This is a genomic window from Polycladomyces subterraneus, from assembly GCF_030433435.1.
Lineage (GTDB): Bacteria > Bacillota > Bacilli > Thermoactinomycetales > JIR-001 > Polycladomyces > Polycladomyces subterraneus.
In genome coordinates, this window is the sequence record NZ_JANRHH010000033.1 from 1 (window position 1) to 21,600 (window position 21,600).

Consider the following 21,600-nt stretch of genomic DNA (forward strand, 5'->3'; position numbering starts at 1 on the left):
AAATGAAATGGCTCCTGCAGAATACAGAAGACATTTCATGAGATCTGCTTAGGTATTTTTCTTTTCATGCTTTTTGGGGTTCAGTTCATTTTCCCCGGGCGCAATGCACGACTGGTTTTCACCAGATCGGTGCATTACTGGAAATGGTGTGGGTCGACATCACATAGGTGGACAGATGGGATTTCACCTCTTCCCAACAACCTTAGTGGAGCCCTTGCATTTTTAGAATATAAAAGGATTGAAAAAGAATTAGTGATAAATTACACAAAATAAGTGACAATATTATGACAGCATCATAGTTATGCAACAGTAATGTTGACGTAACCGTATCCGCCCAAAAGCGAAATGAATAGCCCAAAAAGGATTATCATGCTATAATCCTGCTTGTTAGTACGCACAGCGACGGGAAGAAGGCGTTTCCATCTCTCCCCTTTCGAACCTCGTCGTTGTTGTCGGAACCCGTCGTTTGTGCGCATTGTCGTAAAAGAAAACCCGCGGCGTCAATCACTGAGGGTTTTTCTTGTTTAGCAAAAGTCCCGTATGAAATCCGACGGTGTATAGACGGCTATGTATTCCCTGATTTCGTCAGAGTGAAAGTCCTTGTCTCCGGTTATGATGATATCCGCTTTTCCTTTGATCGCTGATGCCAAAATGGGTTTATCGCCTTCGTCTCGGATCGGTGGTATGTAAAAGTCGATTTCACATGGATTGGGTGTATGGATGAGTTCAAAGTGGAGTCGGGACAACAGACCGTCCCACTCCGTCAGCGCTTCCGGTCGTTTCCGCTGTAGCACGCGGGATATCTCATTGATGCTGTATGTGCAGATTAATAATTGATGATCCGCCTGGATCGCGTCCAGCATCACCCGAAACGGGAGCGCGCCCCGGGAAATGACAGCGGAAAACAACACGTTTGTGTCCACGAGTACACGCATTTTATTTGTCTTTCCACTCATCATACATTTCCCTTCTTACTCGTTTCAGCTCCTCGAACATTTCCTCCTCCGTGACGCCCGCCTCCGCCAGCTTGCGCGCTATCTCATTCGCGTAGTCCTTCCAATTCGCTTTGCGCAGGACCAGTTTTCCTTTCTCCTCCTCCCATACAACACTGTCCCCTTCCTTCAAACCGTACTTTTCCCTTAGCCCCTTCGGGATCACAACCTGTCCACGGGAGGAAATACGGGACGTGCGGTCGTCGCTCAGTTTGACCGACATAATCTTACCTCCTTACTATCTTACTGTCTTATCATCTTATCCGTATTATACCCGATTTAGTCGGAAAATATCCATGCCAGGCATTAGTCTGCATTATGTTTATCTTTACAGAAGATGAATTCTGTCAACATTATTTCTTCTAAAGCATTGAGAATACTTTACAGAATACGTTATAATGGATAGGAAAAATACTTTACAGAATACGATTCGATTGAGGTGACCAGAATGAATTACCTCGATAGGTTTGAAAGCTGGCTTAAGGAGGAAGGGAAAAGGACTCTTACTATTGATGAATACCTTCGATCCGTCCGCTTCTTTGAGAAATGGTATACCGAGAGCGTAAGCAATGATTTTGAACCCGCTCAGATCACCGCCCTCGACATTCAAGACTGGAGGCAACACATGCAGATCCATGATAAACTGCAGCCGGCCACCATAAACAAGCGGATCTCTGCACTGAAAGTGTATTGGTCGTTTCTCGTCGATCAGGGCCTTGCCAAAGTAGATGTCGCCCGGAAAGTCAAAGTTAAGCGGGTTTCCAAATTAAACGAGGCTCCCCGTTGGCTGGACCGGAAAGAAGTTGCCAAGGTTCAACATGCCATTGAATCCGAGAACAACGAATGGAAAAGAGCAAGAAATCTCGCCATCTTTATGTTCATGCTGAAGGCTGGTCTCCGAATCAGCGAGGTGCGGGATCTCGATGTGGCTGCTGTAGATGAACGTTACTGGCGAGTTACTATCACCGCCGGAAAGGGCGGTAAGTGGCGTATGGTTCCAATGAACCACGATCTCATCAAATCCTATCAGGAATGGAAGGAGCATCGTGGAGATCTGGAAACAGACCGCTTGTTTGTAAACCGTCACGGTAAGCCTATGAGCCGTCAGGCTATCCATCAGCAGCTTGAAAGATACTTCAAAGTTCTTGACGATAAAGAAGTGTCTGCCCACTGCCTCCGCCATACCTTCTGTAAGAGTCTTATCGACCAGGGAGTAGACATCCAAAATGTTGCCGCGTTGGCTGGTCATGAGTCCATAGAAACCACCCGAAGATACACGACACCATCAGAAAAAGAGCTTCGGAAAGCCGTTGAGCTCATAAGCGAAGAAAGGTGATTTATAGTCAGGTTAAAAGGGGGTATATCATCTGTGGTGTTCGTATCCCCGTAAGTTACAATAGAAAATGATTGGACACCACATTGTGGATTTTGATTGCCCAGCTTTATGCTGGGTTGTTTTCTGTCCACCTGCCGAGATTGCTATATTGCAGTAAGCGATGGATCACTGACACCACTCCGAATACTTGAGGTCGCAATGACAGATCCACACACAAAAAAGGCAACACCCGTAAATCAGTATATTCTAGGAGCCGCCTCCTATTTTCTAAGTCGGATAAATGGCACCGGTATGGAGGCGAATACTATAAGGCAAGCACTCCGACCGGTGCCAATACGTTTAAACGTTTAAAAGAAGTTCCGTTCCATACGCAACCGATACAGTACCTCAGAAGAAAGAATCGGAAATGCCTCCTTGCAGCTTTTCTTCTTAACTTTAATTCGGAGCAAGCAGTCTTTGCCCCTCCCCTTTTTAGGGGAGGGGAGCAATGCTTTATTTCGAACAGATGCACAAGTAACGGTTTACGGAATAAAAAAATTCACCTCTTCTGGATTGTTCCTCGAGATCATCAATCCAATCATTCCATTCGTCTTCCGTGATCAGACTCTTTTGTTTCAACCAATCGCCCATCATTTCGGCAATCTTCTTGGCGTAATGATCCTCCTTGAAAAATTGGTTGGTCAACGTGTATACATCAGTGACCACATCAGAAAATCCCGAACGATGACAAAGCCCTTTCAGATCACGTCCGATCGTTCCATAGGCTCCCGAATCAGAAAATGCGTGAACGATTTTTCGAGTGAGTTGAATCATCTTTCCTGAAAAGATCTGGCTATCGAAGTCGGTATGGATGATTAATGCAATGCCACCCGGTTTCAGAACTCTGAAAATCTCCCGTAGACCTGCCTCCGGAGGCTTGACCCATTCGAGTGTATCTACACATAATACCTTATCAAATGTGTGATCGGAAAAAGGTAGTTGAGTGGCATCCCCTTCAACGAATTGAATTTTCGAGTTCTCGCCCCAACGCTTATTTGCCCGTTCCAAGCGTACAGGTGAATGATCCAATCCGATGATTTGGCGGATTTCAGGGTGAAGAGACGTGATGAACTGATCGGCATCCCCACAATTGCATCCCACATCCAATACTAGATCGTCGGGTTGAAGATGCAAGTGATCGATGTAGTAACGCCATTGTTCTAACACATCGGGCATCACGGGACGTAAAAATGATTCTTGGGCCATCTTGTCACCACCGTGGAAATAATAATATAGTTAAAATATTGTTTTTAGGATACATATTCGAAATTATTTTATCAAGGAAGGAATCTTTGTTTCACCCACTCCCATTTTAGTGTCGCAGGATTACTTTGACGCCACCATTGACTTTTCGTTCATCGCGTAAAAGACCAGGCCATAATTATAGAAACATGAATAGAGGTGATTAAATGAAGCTATTCTACTTCACTGCAAGTAGCAAGGATGCTCAGAAACACCTCCAGGATACAATCCAAAATAAGTTTCGTATCGGTCAGTATCGTTTTTTACTTCCAGAAGATGTGTTTCGTCAATTACAAATAGTTAATGCTCACGAAGAAGTAAACATGTGGGGAGCTCTTCCTGGGCCAGCAAATATAAGGAACTGGAATAAGATTGAAAAAGGGGATAGAGTACTCATCTATAGTCAAGGGAAGTTTGTTTATTACGGGATGGTACTTGCAAAGGTACATAGCCCAGAAATTGCTGAAATTGCTTGGGGAAAAGACATTAAGGGGGAGACTTGGGAATACATATACTTTTTGTACAACCTACAGGAAATTGATATTGATGTTGTTGAGTTTGCACGTTTTTTTGGTTATAGGACCAATTTTATTCCTCAAGGGTTTAGCTTCATAAGAGAAGAAATTGTAACTAAATGTATGAATGAGTTCGGAGGAATCGATCAGGCGATATCATTTTTAACTAACAGCACTCTCAAAGCCACAATGGGCACATTTAATAACATAGTAGAACAACATGGGGAACGAGAATTAGAAAGTAGTATTATGGAAATGGATGATGATCAGTTTGTAAATTATATTAATAGCTTAGACTCTAACGCATCAATTGAGGTCAAAGAAGGTCTTCGAAAGATAAGGAAATATAACAAAAAAATTATTGATGAATTGAAGGAAAGGTATAACCATCGTTGCCAAATATGTGGTAGATCTAGCTTAAATGAATACGGTGTCTCAGTAGTAGAAGGTCACCACATTGAGCCTTTTTCATTAACTCAAAATAATTCTCCAGATAATATAATGATCCTCTGCCCAACACATCATCGATTAATTCATAAAGCAAAAGGAGAATTTGATCGAAAGAAAAAGGAGATACATTATGCAAATGGTTATTCGGAAAAGCTTTTATTAAATGAGCATTTATAATGGATATCCTAATTATCTGATCGTAAATAAGTTAGAGCTCTTGATAGGTTGGAACGATGTTCCTTGCCATAGCTTACTTAATGAGAAATTGGCCCAGCATTTGCTGGGCCTTTTGTGGGACTATATCACACGAGCCATCGCCTCTTAGATATCAAAGTTTTTATATACTCTACGGTAATGACTCGCATGCAATTCCGTCATGATCCCGATCTAATCCATCTACATTGTTTGAAGGGCTTCCTCCATGAGATTCAAAGTAAGATTGTGCTTCAGACTGGATGCTAAAATCACTGCAGTTCTTATCTCCGGTATTCAAAGAGCTAGAATGATGTGAACTTGATCTCTTAGAACTAGATGATCTATTAGATGCGCTTGAAGATTGAGAACTATCTCCTTCTAAACTAGAAGATGTTTTAGGTGCTGGTTTTGAAGCTACTTTAGGCTGGGGTGGATGAAAACCATCGTCATGCACGTAATTCTCAATCGACCAAATCCCCACTTTTCGTTGTTTTGCTTGGTCTTGGATAGCGCGGTATTCATCCAAGTGTTTAACATTGGGAGGAAATACAGCAACTCGTGCCAATCCCCTCATCAGTAGTTGCTCTTGTACGGATTGTCCATTTAGGTAAACATAAGCCAATAGACGACCATATTGGTCACGTTCCTGGACATCCATCTCTAACTCAACGGTTTTATTTAGCAACAATTTCTTGGTGAAATCGCTTGCTTCTTTTCCAAATGGTTGTTTAGGCTTATTCGGGTAAACAGTTTCTGGTGTATCTATTAGAATCATTCGTAGCTTTTCGTTTTTTCCATTTAAGTTAACCACAATTGTATCTCCATCAATAACATCAACTACCTTTACCGAGACACGATTCGTTTTTGACGGTTTTGAAGATGAGGGTTGTTTGACTACCTGTGTTGGCTCTTTGTTTGGCTGCACAGCTTGTTGAACGGGTTTAGTTTTTTGCTTTGATCCTTCATCACTAATTGCTGCATAAAGAGCTTTCCCCGAAGCAAAGGAAATAAGCCCAATAATGAGTAGAACCAAACCTGTTAATCTAATATGAATTGGGAGAGCTGGTTTTTTGGAAGTATGTTCTGCATTATTAGGTCGCTCATCCTTTTCTTGTATTTTTAGTTTCCAGTACACAGCGGGGAACAAAAAGAAAATCAGCCCACCAATGGCAACAATCGCCCCTCCGATCATTAGCAACCAGGAAATGATAAACAAAGCGATCCCGATTAAGACAATTACAACAACAAGCCCTATAAGGGCCTTCAGAAAGTTTTTCATAATTTCCCTCCCTGGTTTTTTCCTCACATTTATCTATTCGTAGGATATATACTTTTTATGTACTAGACATTATGTATGATAGGAAAATAAGTAATTGTAGTAGTATTTTCTTTAGTCGATAATAGCACTTAGCATAAATAAGTAGGAGCTATTCTCAGGAGTTTCTTTAGAGAAAAAAGTCCTTCACGATATTTCGAGAGTTTCGTTATTCACGATTCATTTTGTTTGAATAAAGCGACAAAAAAAATGACAGACTTTCGAATCAATAATATGGAGGGGGATGATTCACCCCTAACGGGGGAGGGATAATACAAAAGGAGGTACATTATGCGTACTACAGCAGTAATAATGACTGTATTTCTGTTCGCGTTAATGGTAGCTCCTGTGGCTTTTGCAGCAGACAAAGATTGTAAGGACTTCAAAACCCAAGAAGAAGCTCAGCAGTACTTCGAGTCACATGGAGGGTCAAAGACAAAAAACGTTGACGGGCTGGATCGGGATCACGACGGTATCGCGTGCGAAAACTTGCCGAAAGGTTCCTCGGGTGTCGGCGATGGTAGCGGTTCCGTCGATAAAAGCCACGGAGATAACAGCACCGACAAACCCGGCAATACCAGCTCTCAAACGCAACAAGGTGGCAAACTCCCGAAAACTGCGTCCCCATTCGCGAACATGATTATCTTCGGGCTTGCGGCAGTCTTCGCGGGAGTCGGACTGTTGTTCTTTAGGAAATTGAGAATGAACTAACGAGATAATCCACCTCCTTCCCGTTGGGGACCATTCTCCTCTCCTCATAAAGACCGGGCAGGAATTATTTCTGTCCGGTTCTCGTACTTAAAGGCTAATCTTGGCTAAGTAGGACATTAAAGAATAAAGCCCTCAAACAGTGAGGACTTCATCCGCGACTTCCTTCGGGACGATGACCAGGGGAACTCACCGGAGCCGATGTTGATCCCAATGAACTGCGTAAGTCTGCGGATTTTATCCGTTCCAACCCCCAAGTGGGCAAAAACATCCTGGAAGGTATTGCCGAAATAAACTAAGGGATTTGCAGCAACCTTCATTTCCTTGACAGCCCGTACACTTCGTCGGCTGTTTCCTGTGTTTATTTCCAATGAAATGGCCGTTTTTGATACAGGACCGATCGATAATCGAGATGCTCCCCGTTCATTAGTTTCCCGATTATCTCCGTCTATCTTTCTGCACATTCTCCCAATCTATGTACAAACCCAGCGGTTTCCGCTGGGTTGTAAGAAAGGGTTAGGTTCGACTTCGGCTGGCTTCGGCTTCTGCTGATCTTCCTGCTGGCCGCCACCTAATGTATAGTATGTAAATGTTTGAAACGGTGATAGGGTTTAGCCTGTTTTCTCCGTGATCTCGCTATCTTTCTCCACTTTCTCCCAAACTATATACAAACCCAGGGCTTTTTCCCCTGGGTTTGTCTCACCCAACATAAGTTGGGCTCATTGTGTGTGAATGCTGTTAAAAGCCACCGCCACCAAATCCAACGCCAGCAAAAACAAAAATTGTTGCAATTACCAACAGGAAAATTAACAAACGATGCAATCCGAAACTAAATCCACCAAATCCACCAAATCCGCTCATAATAAACCTCCCTTTCTATATAGCCAACACCTGTAGACTATTCATTGATCCGTACTGTAGAGACGGCACATGCATAGTTAGTCAAAATTAAACGAACGCCCGCCTTTAGGAAAAATCGTGAACGCAAATTGTTGAGGTAGCTAAAAATATGTTCACTAAATGAGATTAGTGGACATATCCTACCCAAACACTTCGGGATTTCGGATTAACGTTTCTCCGTCCGGTCCGATTCCTACTTTTTAGCCATCGAGCATATACAAGTCGCGCCCAATGATGAACAGCAAAGTGGTAACCTTTCCTTACGTGTAAAATCTACCGTTTCAGATGGGATAAAAAGTAAAACCCTTTTGTATCAAGGGTTTTCAGAACACCTTATATTGGCACTTTCCTCCTCATAAAACAAAGAATATAAACGCGATCACCAGCAGAAACACCAAAATCAACCCGAAACCGATTAATAGGATAAACATCACGAGCCTCCTTTCACCTTGTGATATCCTATGAACCGGAAGGCATATTGAAAGGGATACCTGCCGGGTACTGGGACCAAAGTATCAGCCGTCAGAGTTGGATGATGGAGTACATAATGCAGAGAGCGCTGCATGAGGATATGGCAGTGGTTGCGACATATGCTACTACTGCTGGTCCAAAGGAATTTTGCGGTTTCATCACCAAGGTCAATTCATTTGAAAAATGGTTGGAGATTGTTGACGGGGATGACCGAAAAATTATTCGCTTTAAGGATTTGCTGAGGCTGGAAGAGGCACAGGGCATTAAATGTCCGCTAATATACATTAGCGGACATTACCTACCCGAAAGGGAATCTTGCACTTCAACCCCGAACGGAAGGCTGTTCTCCTTTACTCTCCAGCCACCACGGTCAACATAGAAGACCTTGTCCCTCGAGCGTATTGTTCAGTATGCCCGGGATGCCGCGGGCGGCCGTCTCGGCTGGGTAATTGGGGCCAAATACGATACCAAAAAGCTGTTGACCTTCTTTGTCAACAGCCTCACTGGCCCCATGAGGACGTTTTTTATTTATTCGAGGGAGCCGGGATGAATTTACGAATCGGTTTGATTCTCAATAGCAGCTTCAGGATGAGGAATCCGGCCAGTCCGCCCGCTACAGCCTGACCCTGAAGCCAACCTGCGTTCTGAATCAAAGTGTTCCAAGCTTTCGCCCAGTCTTTCTTAAGATCAAACATTGAAACAACCCATTCCTGGCTCAGATATTCCCCCGTTAGGATCACGAAACTGATTCCAACGGAAAGCGCTAGGATTCGGATCCAGGAATGAGTCTGTTTCCACGCGATCGGCATAACCAATCCGATCATCACGAACATGACAAAGTATTGGTGAGGGATATACATGAAAACTGTGTACGGAAAAAAGATGAAAATTAGAATTTCGATGAGCGGTATCTCACCGATCCGTATCATCCCGTACAACGGAGTATTGAACAGAAAATATTCTAACACAAAAAAATTTGTAATAAAAATAATGTGGTAAATTATAAAAATTCTAGCTGCAAGAACAATTTTCCGATATGGATTTAGGAGGCGACCGATCTTTCGTGAATCGCCAAATTCCTGCATCGCCAGCTGGTTCGCCTCCGCTTCGGACATGCCTTTCTCAACATATTCATTCCGTATACAGAGCAGGTGATCATACAACTCGTCAGCCAGGTCGACTCGTTCCTTTCCTTCCGCATCCGATTCCCTTAGGATTTCCTCTACGTACCATTTGAGCGTGTCGCTCATGTCCACTCCACCTTTCGCACGGACTGGATCAAGGAGCTCAGCCGGTCCCAATCGCTCAGCTTTTCCTTCAGCTTTTCCCGGCCGAGATCCGTAATGGCATAAAACTTTCTTCTTCCCTCTGCCTCCGATTCACCCCAGTATGAACGGATCCACCCCTTGCTCTCCAGCCGCCGGAGCGCCGGATATAGGGTTCCCTGGCTGATCTGGTAGGTATCTTGGCTCCGCTCCTGAAGTTCCTTGGCGATTTCGTATCCGTACGTGTCCCGTCTGGCGATGATCGACAAGAGCAGCAGATCTAGGCTTCCTTTGAGTAGCTCCTTGTCCACTGGGAACACCTCCCTTAATGATATTGTATAACGACATATGTCGTTATGCAAGATTATAACTCAAGGCCCAAAAAAGGGCGAAGTCTCAGAAAAGGGTTGCAGAGTCGTTGGTAATGAAAACAAGCCGGGGAAAAATCCCGGCTTAGTTTGGTTTCACCCCACAAAAAACCGCCAGCTCTATCGTCATCTGTGATTTGAATCTTCGTCTTCGACACTTCCCGGACGGTGGCTTCACACTATTGGATGTCCTGGTGAGTCGATTTTGATGATGATGAATACATTGCTGAGCCGAAGATGGAAGGTTTTCGGCTGATCCTTTCGGCCGTGGACGGCATACGGGCGTACACACGGCATGGAAACGACGTGACGGATCCGTTTCCCCTCACCGATTCATCAGACACGACCTCAAACTTTGTCAGCATTCTCATGTCCGCTAATTATCATTAGCGGACATATACTACCCGAAAAACAGGGGTCTGATGTCCACTAAGGTTTCGGATATCCTTGAAATATCATGTCCGCTAAAGTAACAGGAAAATGAACGGGGGGATTTCGGTGCCTAGGGCAACGGTGGAGATCTTTTTGCCTCCTTTTTATCGGAAGCTTGTCTTTTTGGGGATGGATCGCCAAACGCCCGTAGTTTCAAGCGGCCTTGAGCGGGATCAATGCTGCAGTAGTGGGGATTTTGCTCGCCGCTTTGTATGATCCTGTCTGGACTAAGGCGATTCAGAGCCCGGAGAACTTCAGTTTGACTTTGCTTGCTTCGGTTTGTTGATGATCTGGAAAGTGTTTCCCTGGATGGTCATTCCCCTTTTCCGCAACAGGGGGTGCGGTCCTTTCCATCTTCAAATAAATCTCGGCTGCAACGGATCTCCGTTGCAGCCTTTTTACATATCGAATCATCACAGAGGGAAACTATTCCTTGTAGTCGGGCACCAGAGAGGACGTGAGGGTTTGTGGCAGAGGACTGGCAAGCATTACTTTTCGGAGGAAAAAACCTGCCGTTGTGGGGGTTCGCCGTTCGAGCCACGCTCTTGTATTGGATGATGATCGCCATGATCCGTTGGATGGGGAAACGGCAAATCGGAATCTTAACGGGGCACAATTATCTGGTCGCAGCAGGGATCGTAGCCATTTCCGCATCCCGGATGTCCAACCCCGAACACGGTTTGCTGGAGGCACTCGTGATCCTCTTCATTTATTCGGGACTCAACGTGCTGCAGTCCTATCTTGATTTGAAATGGCCCAATTTGATCGGTCGTAAACCGATTGTCCTTATTGAAAATGGACAAATTCAAAAGAAAAACCTGTTTCGTGGACTGATCACTATCGATGAATTGTTAGGCCAAATGCGACTGCTGGGAGCGTACAAGCTGTCTCAAGTGGCTTATGCGACACTAGAGCCCCACGGTAAAATAAGCGTCACCAAAAAATTTGAGCATCAACCGATTCAGCGAAAGACCTTGAAACTGCCGGATAAAGATAAAAAGGTCTTTCTCCCCTCATTTTCTTATTTATGACGGCGACATTCACCACGAAAATTTGAAAAATCTTGGATTGGATATCCAGTGGTTAAAAAAAGCTTCTCGAGAAAAAGGATTTCCGATCCAAGACGTGTCTTTGTCGCCATGCTGGAAGATGACGGGACCTTATACGTCAGTGAGGGGTAAGTAACATGGAATCGATTTTTGGCTCCGTCGAGAAATTAAGTATAGGAGGGTATGCGGTTCGCACCCTCGTAATCGGGATGGTTGTCTATTTGGCAACGAAATTGTTGCCCCGAAGATCCGGCGGACAGTTTGCCGCCTTTGACTTTACATTCTTCTGGTTGATGGGCGGTTTGATCGTCTCCCCGTTGGCGAGTTCCAAAGTGCGCATTCCCCACATGTTGACGGCGGCCGGAACCGTCTATCTGTGGCATTACATCCACTCTTTCCTCGTGGTCAGTAGCCACCGGATCGCACGGATCCTAGTAGGCCGTCCTGCAATCTTGGTGGAGAACGGGCGCATCCTTCGGGATCAGATGCGTAAGAATTTGTTTAACCTTGAGCTACTGTTGTCCCAACTTCGGTACATGCGTGCGGCCAATCCGAACCAGGTGGCGTATGCCACGTTGGAGACTAATGGACAGTTGAGTGTTCTAAAGAAAAGTTCCGTACAGCCAGTGACTCCCAGCGACCTTCAAATCCCTGTCACCAAAACGTTGATGCCTGTGGTTCTCATCTTGGATGGCAAGGTGATTCACGAAAACCTCCGTGGGATCGGTTGGGATCGTAATAAACTGTGTGAGGAGTTGGGCAAAAAAGGCGTACACCGATTGGAAGACGTCTATTTGGCCCCTCGATGCAGTGGGAAATTTGTATTACTCCATAAAATGACCCCTGAAAGGAATGAGAAATATCATGATGATGAATCCCGTCCTACAACAGGAGATAATCAGCTTGGCATTGAAAACAGCATTGCATAAAGAGAATGCTATTGCTTCGAAATATGCGGAGATTGCGAAATTCACCACCGATCCACCCTTGCAAAAGCAGCTTCAGTCGTTAGAACAAACTGCACGGAACCATCTTCAGCTCCTCAACCAACAGATGAAACAGCAGAACATCACATAATGAAAGGAGAAAAGAGTTTGATGAATCCGCTTCAAAAAATACAAGACGTCTTGAAAGATGAGATTCAAGATCAATGCTTTTATAACGAACAAGCGGTTCACATCATCGATCCTGCTCTCCGACAATTTTTCTTACAAATGCGGGATGACAAGATGAAAAACATCACTTTGCTGCAGTCTGAGATGCAAAAGCTAATGCAACAGACAAAGGGTAGACAAAATATAACCGACGCTATATTTAATTGGCGTCGGTTGTATTTTTATACAGGTAACCTCACGAGACTTGTGTCATCTTGTGGTTCGTCGCAGAATTGCTGGCTCTACCTTTAGATCAGGTATTATTCTTTTGCCACATTTCTCCCTGCATTGCAGGGGTTTGCCGGTTCGGGTATAATTAATAAATTGCAAAGGTATGTCATTTCCACCTGTAGAAAGGTGTTGAATAGAGTATGACCCAAAAAGTGAAGGATTGGGAGCGTTACTTCGTCCCGCCGGATCTGAAGGCGGCGAAGAAACGCGGCAAGCAGGACGTGGAAGTACTTCAGTTTGGTGAGATACCGGAAGATATGCGCCGTATCGGCGAAGGGAAATATTATTTGATCCGCACTTACGGCTGTCAAATGAACGTGCATGACAGCGAAACGATTGCGGGTATCCTGGAAATGATGGGATACCGACCCACGGACTCGGAAGAACAGGCTTCCGTCATTTTGCTCAATACCTGTGCCATCCGTGAAAATGCGGAAGATAAGGTCTTCGGCGAGATCGGCCGGCTGAAACCGCTGAAGATGGAAAATCCCGACCTGGTATTGGGCATGTGTGGATGCATGTCTCAGGAAGAAGGCGTCGTCAACCGCATTTTGCGCCAGCATCCCTATGTGGACCTGATCTTCGGGACACACAATATTCACCGCCTGCCCTTTTTGTTGAAGGAAGCGCTCTTTAGCAAGGAGATGGTGGTGGAAGTTTGGTCCAAAGAAGGGGACATCGTCGAAAACCTGCCCAAGGTGCGCGAAGACGGTCTCAAGGCTTGGGTCAATATCATGTACGGTTGCGACAAGTTCTGTACGTACTGTATCGTACCCTACACGCGCGGAAAGGAACGCAGCCGTCGACCGGAGGACGTATTGGCTGAAATTCGGGAACTGGCTCGGAAAGGGTATCAGGAAGTCACCCTGCTGGGCCAAAATGTCAACGCGTACGGGAAGGATTTCAAAGATCGTCATTACACATTCGCCCACCTGATGGACGACGTGCGCAAGATCGGCATTCCACGCGTTCGTTTCACGACCAGCCATCCGCGTGATTTCGATGATCACTTGATTGAGGTGCTGGCCAAAGGCGGCAACCTGGTGGAGCATATCCATCTGCCGGTGCAGTCGGGAAGCAGTGAGATCCTCAAGATGATGGCACGGAAATACACCCGGGAACAATATTTGGAGTTGGTTCGCAAAATCAAGGCGGCCATTCCGAATGTGTCCTTGACGACCGACATTATCGTCGGTTTCCCTGGTGAGACGGACGAACAGTTTGAAGAAACGCTGTCGCTGGTGCGCGAAGTGGAATTCGATTCGGCGTTTACCTTTATCTACTCTCCCCGGGAAGGAACCCCGGCGGCCAAGATGAAAGACGATGTTCCGATGGAAGTGAAGAGAGAGCGCCTGATGCGGCTCAACCAGTTGCAGGACGAGATCAGCCGCAGGAAAAACGAAGCGCTCCGCGGCCAAGTGGTGGAGGTACTTGTCGAAGGGGAAAGCAAAAAAGATCCCAATGTGCTGTCAGGACGGACACGGTCCAACAAGTTGGTCAACTTCACCGGTCCGAAACACCTGATCGGTCGCTTTACCCATGTTCGGATCGATGAGCCGAAAACGCACACGCTGAAAGGAGTATGGGTGGAAGAAGCCTATTCTCAGGTGGGGATGTGACATGGACCGCATCTTAAACAACGTCCATCCCATTTTGCAAACGGCGGCCGAGCTGGGTCGCCGCTTGCAGCAGACGGAAGAAATCAGCCGGTTTCGACAAGCGGAGAAACAAATCCAGAACAGTGCCCGTGTCAATGGATTAATTGCGGAGATCAAAAGAAAACAAAAAGAGTTGGTCCATGCCAAGCATTATCAAAAAACAGAATATGTCCGCCGTCTTGAGCAAGAACTGAAAGCCTTGCAGGAAGAAATGGAAAACTTACCGATTGTCCGGGAATATCAGCAGAGCCAGGTGGAAGTGAATGACCTCCTGCAAACGATTCAGCAAGTGTTGGCCGATGCGGTCTCCCGCAAAATCGACGTGGAAGTGGGCGGAGATGTTTCACGGAGTGGTTGTGGTAGCGGAGGCCCATGCGGATGCAAAGGCAATTGAATGGCAATTTCCCACGGATTTTTCCGTGGGCTTTTTTTTGCACCCTAGACTTCTGCCCTGCATACACATGGTACTGAACGATTGTTTGGAGGAGGGAGCAACATGGCAAAAACAGATAGAGACGTGCAATATCGCCAAATCATCACCAAAGCGATCTGCGGCAGGGGTCGTAAGTTCTCCCAGGCAACGCACACCATCCACCCGCCGGACAATATCTCCAACATTTTGGGTGCTTGGATTATCAATCATTCATATGAAGCGCACCGTGTGGGTGAGGTTGTCGAGGTCATGGGAAATTACGACATCAACATCTGGTATGCCACCAAAGGCAATACCAAAACGGATGTGGCCAAGGAGACGGTACGGTATGTCGATCAGGTGCCGCTTAGCTTCTACGACCGTAATCTGCGGGAAGATACTATCAGCGTGAACGCGGTTTCCACGCAATCTCCCAACTGCATCGAGGCAACAATCTCTTCCAGCGGCGATTCCGTCTTGGTACGTGTGGAGCGGGAATTTCTCGTAGAAGTGACGGGGGAGACCAAAATTTGCGTCGCCTGCTATCCCCACGATTATGAGGACCTGGACGACAAAGAGTACGATCCATCCTCGCTGGAAGCGGATGTGCAGGACTTTGAAGATTTGGATCCCGATTTGGTGATCGACGATCTCGATTGAACCGATCCGGAGGGGGAAGTCCCCCTCTTAGTTGTTGAGGGGGCATATGCCCCTTTTTTGTTTTTTTTTCACTGACCTGTCACCCAGGTGCTTCATACCATATCAGTGTATGCGAAGTTGGAAAAAGCGAAAGGGGAAAGGCGATGAGTTCCCTCACTCTTCCATGTAAACTATGGGATGATAAACAATGGATTCGGAGTGAAGCGATTTCCGCAGAACGGGTTCTTTCCCCGTCGATTCGATTGGAACATTCGAATGAACTGATTGGGTTTTCCGAATCGATGTTGATACTGAACGACGAGGCCGTAGTGGAACGCATCCGCAAAAGGGAAATCAAAGCAGGGGTTTTGAAGTTGCACGGTATCTCCTTCGCCACTGCCCATATGAGGCTACTCAGGAAATACATTGTGGTTGTCTTCCAAACGGAAACACCGTTGATGTATCGATCCAAAGGCAGCTCGGTTTGGTTGGCGCAGGATAATAAGCCCCAACGTGTGGCATACGAACGCGTGCCCCTGGGAGAAAAAAATCGGGAAGTCAATCGAGTTCAGAAACTGGCCGTGCGTTCGTTGTATGCGCTGGGATTGGATTACGGTATCGTCAAAGTGGGGACACTGCCAGGGAGAAAATTCGTTGTGGTGGACGTGATCCCCAATCCGAGATTAAATACCGAAATGGAGAATGTGTTGATTCACGCGATTTACCAATACACCCAACAATTAGGAGAAACCGCGGTCAAGCCCGAATCCATCACGTTGGGGGCAGACCCCGAGTTTATCATGCAACATGCCAATGGGCAACTGGCGTTGGCGTCTCAATATTTCCCCCGTTTTGGCAGGGTGGGATGCGATGAGATCTGGCACGGGCAGAATCGCGCCAACAAACCGTTGGTGGAGATTCGTCCGCAACCCACACCCGAGCCGCGCAAACTGGTGGTGCGGATTTACCAGGGGTTGATTACAGCCGCCAAAAAAGTGAAAACGGCCAATGTCGTCTGGTTGGCCGGTGGATTGCCGCGTGCCGGTTATCCGTTGGGTGGTCATATCCATTTCAGCGGCATTTTGCTCAATTTCAAATTGCTCAGAGCATTGGACAACTACTTGGCATTGCCGTTGGTGTTGGCGGAGGACCCCAATGGTGCCAAACGACGGCCGAAATATGGTTATCTGGGGGATTTCCGTCATCAGTTCCACGGTGGTTTTGAATACCGGACTTTGCCCAGCTGGCTGATTTCTCCCACCGTGACCAAAGGAGTGATTGCGGCCGCGCAACTGATTGCTTCCCGCTATCCCTATCTGCAGTTGGAACCGCTCAAAAGATTGTCCGTGCAACGTGCGTATTATTACGGTAACAAAACCGACATCCAACCGCTGGTGGAAACATTATGGGAGGATTTACGCGGATTAAGTGAATACGCTGGTTATGCGGAGTTTCTGGATCCATTTTACAAATATCTGTTGTCCGGCAAAACCTGGGATGAACAAAGAGACATTCGCCAGGTGTGGAAAGTCCCTCCCTACCAGCACACCCCGAAGACCTCCAGGTGACGAGGGTGTTTCGGTTATTCGATTGGGTTAATCAACAAACTTTGTTTTCATCAGGTCGTAACAGGCGCGGTTGTTCGGTCCGTTGGTGGAGTGTTACAATAGACCGTACGAAAAATGACTCTTACGGTTCGGAGGGTGTCCTGTTTTGGCCAAATATACGCCGATGATGGAACAGTACTTATCGATTAAGGCAGAGTATCCGGATGCCTTTTTATTTTTCCGTTTGGGCGATTTTTACGAGATGTTTTTTGAGGATGCGAAAAAAGCAGCCGAAGAGCTGGAAATTACGTTGACCTCACGCGACGGCGGGAAAGAACGGGTGCCGATGTGCGGTGTGCCGTATCATTCCGCTGATGCGTATATCGAGCGGTTGATCGAAAAAGGATACAAAGTCGCGATCTGTGAGCAGGTAGAGGACCCAAAATCGGCCAAAGGCGTGGTCAAGCGCGAAGTGGTTCGCGTGATCACGCCGGGCACGGTCATTGAGGAAAAAATGCTGGCAGACAAAGAAAACAACTTTTTGGTGGCGCTCGCTACCGACGGCCGTGCTCATGCGTTGGCGGCCGGGGATCTTTCTACCGGCGAATGGTATGTGACCCAGCTGGAAGGGGAATTGGATCGGCTGATGGACGAAACCAGCGCGTACCGCCCCCGGGAAGTGCTACTCGACTCCGTATTGGCGGGGGACCGTCATTTTCAAAAGCGGCTTAGCATGCGGCTGGGATGTCTGTTCACCCCGATGACCGAGGAGAAACTGGGGACCACTGGTGAACTGGAGGCGGCATTGGCCCAACAGTTTCCTTCGGCAAAAGAGGTGTTCACGACAGCGCTCCTGGTCCGGGCGGGCGGCATGTTGCTTCGCTATCTGCAGGATACGCAGAAACGATCCCTGCGGCATCTCAATCGGGTTCGACGGTATGATGCCCGTCAGTTTATGATTCTGGACGAAGCGGCCCGGCGCAATCTGGAACTAACGGCCACGTTGAAAGATGGTCGGCGTCAAGGATCGTTGCTCTGGTTGTTGGACCAGACGGCTACCGCGATGGGGAGCCGAATGTTGCGCCAATGGCTGGACAAGCCACTGGTGAATAAAGAGGCGATCGAAGAACGGCAGGATGCGGTACAAGCGTTTCTGGACGATCTGCTGTTGTTGGAGGAGGTGAGGGAACGGTTAAAGGAAGTGTATGATCTGGAGCGATTGGCCGCTCGGATCGCGTACGGTTCTGCCAATGCCCGGGATTTACAAGCACTTCGCCGTTCGCTGGAGGCGCTTCCCGCATTGCAGCAAGTGTTGGCAGGGATGGATTGCCCGCCACTTCGGATGATGGGCGAACACATGGATGTGTGCGCCGACGTGGCGGAGCTGATCGCCAAGGCGATTGAGGATGATCCACCAGTTTCGGTCAAAGAGGGTGGTTTGATCCGGGAAGGTTACCATCCCTATTTGGATCGGCTGCGCAGGGCGCAACGGGAAGGGAAAAACTGGATCACTCAGTTGGAGCGTCGCGAGCGGGAAGCGACAGGCATCAAGTCGCTAAAAGTGGGTTACAACAAGGTCTTCGGTTACTATATCGAGGTGACCAAGGCCAATCTCCGCCATTTACCGGAAGGGCGATATGAACGGAAGCAAACTTTGGCCAATGCGGAGCGGTTTATCACGCCGGAGCTGAAGGAAAAGGAACAGTTAATCCTGGAAGCGGAAGAAAAATCGGTCGAACTGGAGTATCAGTTGTTTACCGAGGTCCGCGAACAGGTGGCCCGGCAGATTCCGCGGCTGCAAACGCTCGCTGAACAAGTGGCGCGGTTGGATGCGTTGCAGTCACTTGCCGCCGTGGCTGACCGCTATCGGTATGTCCGTCCGGTCATCCGCACGGACGGCCGCTTGCGGATCGAAGCGGGGCGGCACCCGGTGGTGGAGGCGGCCAACCGGGAGGAGCCGTTCGTGGCTAACGATACGGAGATGGACCCGGAAGACCGGCAGATCTTGCTGATCACCGGTCCCAACATGGCCGGAAAAAGCACTTATATGCGCCAGGTGGCCTTGATCACGGTGATGGCGCAAATCGGCAGCTTCGTTCCCGCGAAGCGGGCGGAAATCCCCATCGTGGACCGGATCTTCACACGCATTGGTGCGGCGGACGATTTGGTCGGGGGCCGAAGCACGTTTATGGTGGAGATGGCGGAGACGTGTCAGGCGCTGACCCAAGCGACGAAACAAAGTTTGATCCTGCTGGATGAAGTGGGGCGCGGTACCTCTACATACGACGGCATGTCCCTCGCACATGCGATCGTGGAATATATTCACGATCATGTGGAGGCAAAAACCCTGTTCTCCACGCACTATCATGAGCTAACCCGGTTGGAGGAAACGCTTCCCCGAGTGGTGAATGTGCACGCCCGATGTGTGGAAAAGGATGGAAAAGTGGTCTTTCTCCACCGGATCGAACCGGGGCGTGCTGACCGCAGTTACGGAATTCAGGTGGCTGAGCTGGCCGGATTGCCGCAGGAAGTGATCCAACGGGCCAAAGTGATCTTGAACGAGCTGGAGGGGCAGGCGGAAACGGCCGCCGCGGTTCAGCAGTTGGAGTTGTTCCCTGCGGTTCCCGAACCGGAGGCGCGAACGGAAACGAACTCCGAACGGGATTTGGGTGAAACGGAGCGGGAAGTGCTGAAGGAGCTTGCTGAGTGGGATCTTATGGGCTCCACTCCCTTGGATGCGATGCAGTTGATTCACCGTCTGCAACAACGGCTGAAATCCAGTCGGGTATAGGGAGGGCCGAAGATGGGGAAGATCCGTATTTTGGACGATCATTTGGCCAACCAGATCGCAGCGGGAGAAGTGGTGGAGCGACCGGCATCCGTGGTGAAAGAGCTAGTGGAAAACGCCATCGATGCGGATGCGGACCGGATTGCGGTTCAGTTGGAGGAAGGCGGAATTCGCTCGATCCGCGTTTCTGACAACGGTTGTGGAATGGACCGGGAGGATGCGCAACTGGCTTTCGCCCGGCATGCCACCAGCAAAATTCGCCGAGAGCGGGATCTGTTCGCCATTCGCACGTTGGGTTTTCGCGGAGAGGCATTGCCCAGTATTGCTTCCGTATCCCGTCTGACACTAACCACCCAGGACGGATCGGACCAACCCGCCATCCGGCTCAAGCTGGAAGGGGGCGAAACGGTATCGATCGAGGAAACGTCCCGTTCCCGGGGAACAGATGTGTGGGTGGAAGACCTGTTTTACAATACCCCTGCTCGTTTGAAATACTTAAAAACCGTCAACACTGAGGTTAGTCACGTGGCTGATGTGATCGGCCGGTTGGCGTTGGCTCACCCCAATCGCGCGTTTTCGCTTCGCCACAACCGACGTGAGTTGTTTCGGACACCAGGGGACGGGAAATTGATTCACGTCATCCATGCCTTGTATGGCAAGCAAGTGGCGTCCCATATGATGCCGGTCGAAGCAGAAGATCCGGATTTCCGCTTGACGGGCTTGGTGGCTCGTCCTGAGGTGACCCGGTCCAACCGCTCGTATTTGTCCATCATTCTTAACGGACGCTATATCCGTAGTGTTCCTTTGGTACAGGCGGTATTGCAGGCGTATGACACTTTGTTGCCGGTGGGGCGTTATCCGATCGGTGTATTGTGTGTCGAGACGGATCCCAAACTGGTGGATGTCAATGTACACCCTGCCAAGCTGGAGGTGCGCATCAGCAAGGAAAAAACGCTGTACGACCTGATCGTGCAGTCCATTCACCAGGCGTTGCACCGTCAAGTACTTGTCCCCAAAGTGGAGAAGAAACCGAATGGGCCGATGGTGAAAAAAACACAAGTAGTACAGGAACGGTTGTCCTTCGACCGGCCAGCAAGACGGCCGGAATCGGATGGGTATCCGTCTTTGGTGCGTCCAGCGAGGGAAGACCGGGTATATGAACCGTCTTCCGGCCGGCAGGAAATGACGGAACCCGTTTTCCGCGCTGATTTGCTCAAGCCAGCGAACGCTCCGGAACAGATGCCGATCCCATCACTGGAAAAACCAGAGGAGTCGTCAACGGTCTCTGTGCAGGAGACGGAGGCGAAATCCCGTTTTCCGATGATGGAACCATTGACGCAAGTGCACGGCACCTACATCGTGGCACAGGCGGAAGACGGTTTCTATCTAATCGATCAACATGCGGCGCATGAACGGATTTACTACGAGCGATTTCTCCGCCGCATAAAAGAGACCGATCCCGAACAACAGCCGCTGTTGGTGCCGATGACGGTGGAATGTTCGCTGTCTGAGGCGGAAACGATCCGAAGCAAGCTGGATGATTTACGCTCGATCGGATTGGAAGTGGAACCCTTTGGGGGAACCACGTTTCTCGTGCGCTCCCATCCACGTTGGTTTCCTGACGGACAGGAGGAGGCGATCATCCGCGAGATCTTGGATTGGATCAAGGAGCACGGTCGGGTGGATACGGTTCGCCTCCGGGACGCCAGTGCCAAGCTGATGGCGTGTAAAGCGGCGATCAAGGCCAACCGATACTTGCGGCGGGAAGAGATGGAACGCTTGCTTGAGGAATTGGGAGCATGTGACAATCCGTTCACCTGTCCGCATGGCCGACCGATTCTCGTGCATTTTTCCACCTATGAAATCGAAAAGATGTTTAAGCGGGTGATGTGAG

Annotated in this window: 20 protein-coding genes; 13 read left to right on the forward strand and 7 right to left on the reverse strand. The window is 48.2% G+C overall.

Annotated elements, in window-relative coordinates; translation table 11 throughout:
- Positions 1-524 precede the first annotated feature (524 nt).
- Together NWF35_RS07915 and NWF35_RS07920 are read right to left on the reverse strand one after the other, a co-directional pair.
- Positions 525-956: a putative toxin-antitoxin system toxin component, PIN family gene (locus NWF35_RS07915; protein ID WP_301238516.1), complete on the reverse strand. Its 432-nt coding sequence runs from the start codon at positions 954-956 to the stop codon at positions 525-527.
- Positions 937-1,215, reverse strand: coding sequence for an AbrB/MazE/SpoVT family DNA-binding domain-containing protein (locus NWF35_RS07920; RefSeq protein ID WP_301238513.1), 279 nt, complete (start codon positions 1,213-1,215; stop codon positions 937-939). Before NWF35_RS07920 ends, NWF35_RS07915 begins: the two co-directional genes overlap by 20 nt.
- Before the next feature lie 225 nt (positions 1,216-1,440).
- Here NWF35_RS07920 and NWF35_RS07925 point away from each other — a divergent pair, with 225 nt between their 5' ends.
- Positions 1,441-2,328 (forward strand): tyrosine-type recombinase/integrase, encoded by an 888-nt coding sequence (locus tag NWF35_RS07925; RefSeq protein WP_301238517.1) that lies wholly within the window; start codon positions 1,441-1,443, stop codon positions 2,326-2,328.
- A gap of 492 nt (positions 2,329-2,820) precedes the next feature.
- On the opposite strand, the gene NWF35_RS07930 is transcribed toward NWF35_RS07925, so the two are convergent.
- Positions 2,821-3,573 (reverse strand): methyltransferase domain-containing protein, encoded by a 753-nt coding sequence (locus tag NWF35_RS07930; RefSeq protein ID WP_301238518.1) that lies wholly within the window; start codon positions 3,571-3,573, stop codon positions 2,821-2,823.
- Between the two features lie 203 nt (positions 3,574-3,776).
- Here NWF35_RS07930 and NWF35_RS07935 point away from each other — a divergent pair, with 203 nt between their 5' ends.
- On the forward strand, positions 3,777-4,751 hold the full coding sequence (locus tag NWF35_RS07935) for an HNH endonuclease (RefSeq protein WP_301238519.1): 975 nt from the start codon (positions 3,777-3,779) through the stop codon (positions 4,749-4,751).
- Between the two features lie 169 nt (positions 4,752-4,920).
- Here NWF35_RS07935 and NWF35_RS07940 read toward each other — a convergent pair whose 3' ends face one another.
- A complete protein-coding gene (locus tag NWF35_RS07940; RefSeq protein ID WP_301238520.1) occupies positions 4,921-6,048 on the reverse strand; it encodes a thermonuclease family protein in 1,128 nt (375 codons plus the stop codon).
- A gap of 327 nt (positions 6,049-6,375) precedes the next feature.
- Here NWF35_RS07940 and NWF35_RS07945 point away from each other — a divergent pair, with 327 nt between their 5' ends.
- Entirely contained in the window at positions 6,376-6,795 is a 420-nt protein-coding gene (locus tag NWF35_RS07945) for an excalibur calcium-binding domain-containing protein (protein ID WP_301238521.1), read from the forward strand.
- A 735-nt stretch (positions 6,796-7,530) separates the two neighbouring features.
- On the opposite strand, the gene NWF35_RS07950 is transcribed toward NWF35_RS07945, so the two are convergent.
- The 3 genes from NWF35_RS07950 to NWF35_RS07960 all read right to left on the reverse strand — a co-directional run bounded on the left by NWF35_RS07950 (position 7,531) and on the right by NWF35_RS07960 (position 9,739).
- Positions 7,531-7,653, reverse strand: a complete 123-nt coding sequence (locus NWF35_RS07950) for a hypothetical protein (RefSeq protein ID WP_301238522.1) — start codon at positions 7,651-7,653, stop codon at positions 7,531-7,533.
- Positions 7,654-8,687: 1,034 nt separating this feature from the next.
- Positions 8,688-9,413: a permease prefix domain 1-containing protein gene (locus NWF35_RS07955; protein ID WP_301238523.1), complete on the reverse strand. Its 726-nt coding sequence runs from the start codon at positions 9,411-9,413 to the stop codon at positions 8,688-8,690.
- Entirely contained in the window at positions 9,410-9,739 is a 330-nt protein-coding gene (locus NWF35_RS07960; protein ID WP_301238524.1) for a PadR family transcriptional regulator, read from the reverse strand. The genes NWF35_RS07955 and NWF35_RS07960 overlap by 4 nt, the downstream gene beginning before the upstream one ends.
- Positions 9,740-10,695: 956 nt before the next feature.
- On the opposite strand from NWF35_RS07960, the gene NWF35_RS07965 reads away from it, so the two are divergent.
- The 10 genes from NWF35_RS07965 to mutL all read left to right on the forward strand — a co-directional run bounded on the left by NWF35_RS07965 (position 10,696) and on the right by mutL (position 21,599).
- Positions 10,696-11,259 (forward strand): DUF421 domain-containing protein, encoded by a 564-nt coding sequence (locus NWF35_RS07965; protein ID WP_301238525.1) that lies wholly within the window; start codon positions 10,696-10,698, stop codon positions 11,257-11,259.
- 37 nt (positions 11,260-11,296) lie between these two features.
- Positions 11,297-11,413, forward strand: a complete 117-nt coding sequence (locus tag NWF35_RS16850) for a hypothetical protein (RefSeq protein ID WP_435873859.1) — start codon at positions 11,297-11,299, stop codon at positions 11,411-11,413.
- A gap of 1 nt (position 11,414) precedes the next feature.
- Positions 11,415-12,206, forward strand: a complete 792-nt coding sequence (locus tag NWF35_RS07970) for a DUF421 domain-containing protein (protein WP_301238526.1) — start codon at positions 11,415-11,417, stop codon at positions 12,204-12,206.
- Complete coding sequence (locus NWF35_RS07975; RefSeq protein WP_301238527.1) at positions 12,181-12,354, forward strand: hypothetical protein; 174 nt, start codon at positions 12,181-12,183, stop codon at positions 12,352-12,354. Before NWF35_RS07970 ends, NWF35_RS07975 begins: the two co-directional genes overlap by 26 nt.
- A gap of 448 nt (positions 12,355-12,802) precedes the next feature.
- Positions 12,803-14,281 (forward strand): tRNA (N6-isopentenyl adenosine(37)-C2)-methylthiotransferase MiaB, encoded by a 1,479-nt coding sequence (miaB, locus tag NWF35_RS07980; protein ID WP_301238528.1) that lies wholly within the window; start codon positions 12,803-12,805, stop codon positions 14,279-14,281.
- A gap of 1 nt (position 14,282) precedes the next feature.
- Positions 14,283-14,714 carry a YlbF/YmcA family competence regulator gene (locus tag NWF35_RS07985; RefSeq protein WP_301238529.1) on the forward strand — a complete coding sequence of 144 codons (432 nt, stop codon included), beginning with the start codon at positions 14,283-14,285 and terminating at the stop codon, positions 14,712-14,714.
- A 102-nt stretch (positions 14,715-14,816) separates the two neighbouring features.
- Positions 14,817-15,392: an outer spore coat protein CotE gene (gene cotE, locus NWF35_RS07990; protein ID WP_301238530.1), complete on the forward strand. Its 576-nt coding sequence runs from the start codon at positions 14,817-14,819 to the stop codon at positions 15,390-15,392.
- A 143-nt stretch (positions 15,393-15,535) separates the two neighbouring features.
- Entirely contained in the window at positions 15,536-16,939 is a 1,404-nt protein-coding gene (locus NWF35_RS07995; protein WP_301238531.1) for a putative amidoligase domain-containing protein, read from the forward strand.
- 145 nt (positions 16,940-17,084) lie between these two features.
- Entirely contained in the window at positions 17,085-19,709 is a 2,625-nt protein-coding gene (gene mutS / locus NWF35_RS08000) for a DNA mismatch repair protein MutS (protein WP_301238532.1), read from the forward strand.
- A gap of 12 nt (positions 19,710-19,721) precedes the next feature.
- Positions 19,722-21,599 (forward strand): DNA mismatch repair endonuclease MutL, encoded by a 1,878-nt coding sequence (gene mutL / locus NWF35_RS08005; protein WP_301238533.1) that lies wholly within the window; start codon positions 19,722-19,724, stop codon positions 21,597-21,599.
- The last annotated feature ends 1 nt before the right edge of the window (position 21,600 follow it).

Excerpts from the sequence above, each read along its gene's own strand:
- NWF35_RS07925 (WP_301238517.1), top strand. The coding sequence starts at position 1,441 with ATGAATTACCTCGATAGGTTTGAAAGCTGGCTTAAGGAGGAAGGGAAA.
- miaB (WP_301238528.1), top strand. The coding sequence starts at position 12,803 with ATGACCCAAAAAGTGAAGGATTGGGAGCGTTACTTCGTCCCGCCGGAT.
- NWF35_RS07935 (WP_301238519.1), top strand. The coding sequence starts at position 3,777 with ATGAAGCTATTCTACTTCACTGCAAGTAGCAAGGATGCTCAGAAACAC.
- NWF35_RS07985 (WP_301238529.1), top strand. The coding sequence starts at position 14,283 with ATGGACCGCATCTTAAACAACGTCCATCCCATTTTGCAAACGGCGGCC.
- NWF35_RS07915 (WP_301238516.1), bottom strand. The coding sequence starts at position 956 with ATGAGTGGAAAGACAAATAAAATGCGTGTACTCGTGGACACAAACGTG.
- cotE (WP_301238530.1), top strand. The coding sequence starts at position 14,817 with ATGGCAAAAACAGATAGAGACGTGCAATATCGCCAAATCATCACCAAA.
- NWF35_RS07950 (WP_301238522.1), bottom strand. The coding sequence starts at position 7,653 with ATGAGCGGATTTGGTGGATTTGGTGGATTTAGTTTCGGATTGCATCGT.
- NWF35_RS07995 (WP_301238531.1), top strand. The coding sequence starts at position 15,536 with ATGAGTTCCCTCACTCTTCCATGTAAACTATGGGATGATAAACAATGG.
- mutL (WP_301238533.1), top strand. The coding sequence starts at position 19,722 with ATGGGGAAGATCCGTATTTTGGACGATCATTTGGCCAACCAGATCGCA.
- NWF35_RS07940 (WP_301238520.1), bottom strand. The coding sequence starts at position 6,048 with ATGAAAAACTTTCTGAAGGCCCTTATAGGGCTTGTTGTTGTAATTGTC.
- NWF35_RS07920 (WP_301238513.1), bottom strand. The coding sequence starts at position 1,215 with ATGTCGGTCAAACTGAGCGACGACCGCACGTCCCGTATTTCCTCCCGT.
- NWF35_RS07970 (WP_301238526.1), top strand. The coding sequence starts at position 11,415 with ATGGAATCGATTTTTGGCTCCGTCGAGAAATTAAGTATAGGAGGGTAT.
- NWF35_RS07945 (WP_301238521.1), top strand. The coding sequence starts at position 6,376 with ATGCGTACTACAGCAGTAATAATGACTGTATTTCTGTTCGCGTTAATG.
- NWF35_RS07955 (WP_301238523.1), bottom strand. The coding sequence starts at position 9,413 with ATGAGCGACACGCTCAAATGGTACGTAGAGGAAATCCTAAGGGAATCG.
- NWF35_RS07930 (WP_301238518.1), bottom strand. The coding sequence starts at position 3,573 with ATGGCCCAAGAATCATTTTTACGTCCCGTGATGCCCGATGTGTTAGAA.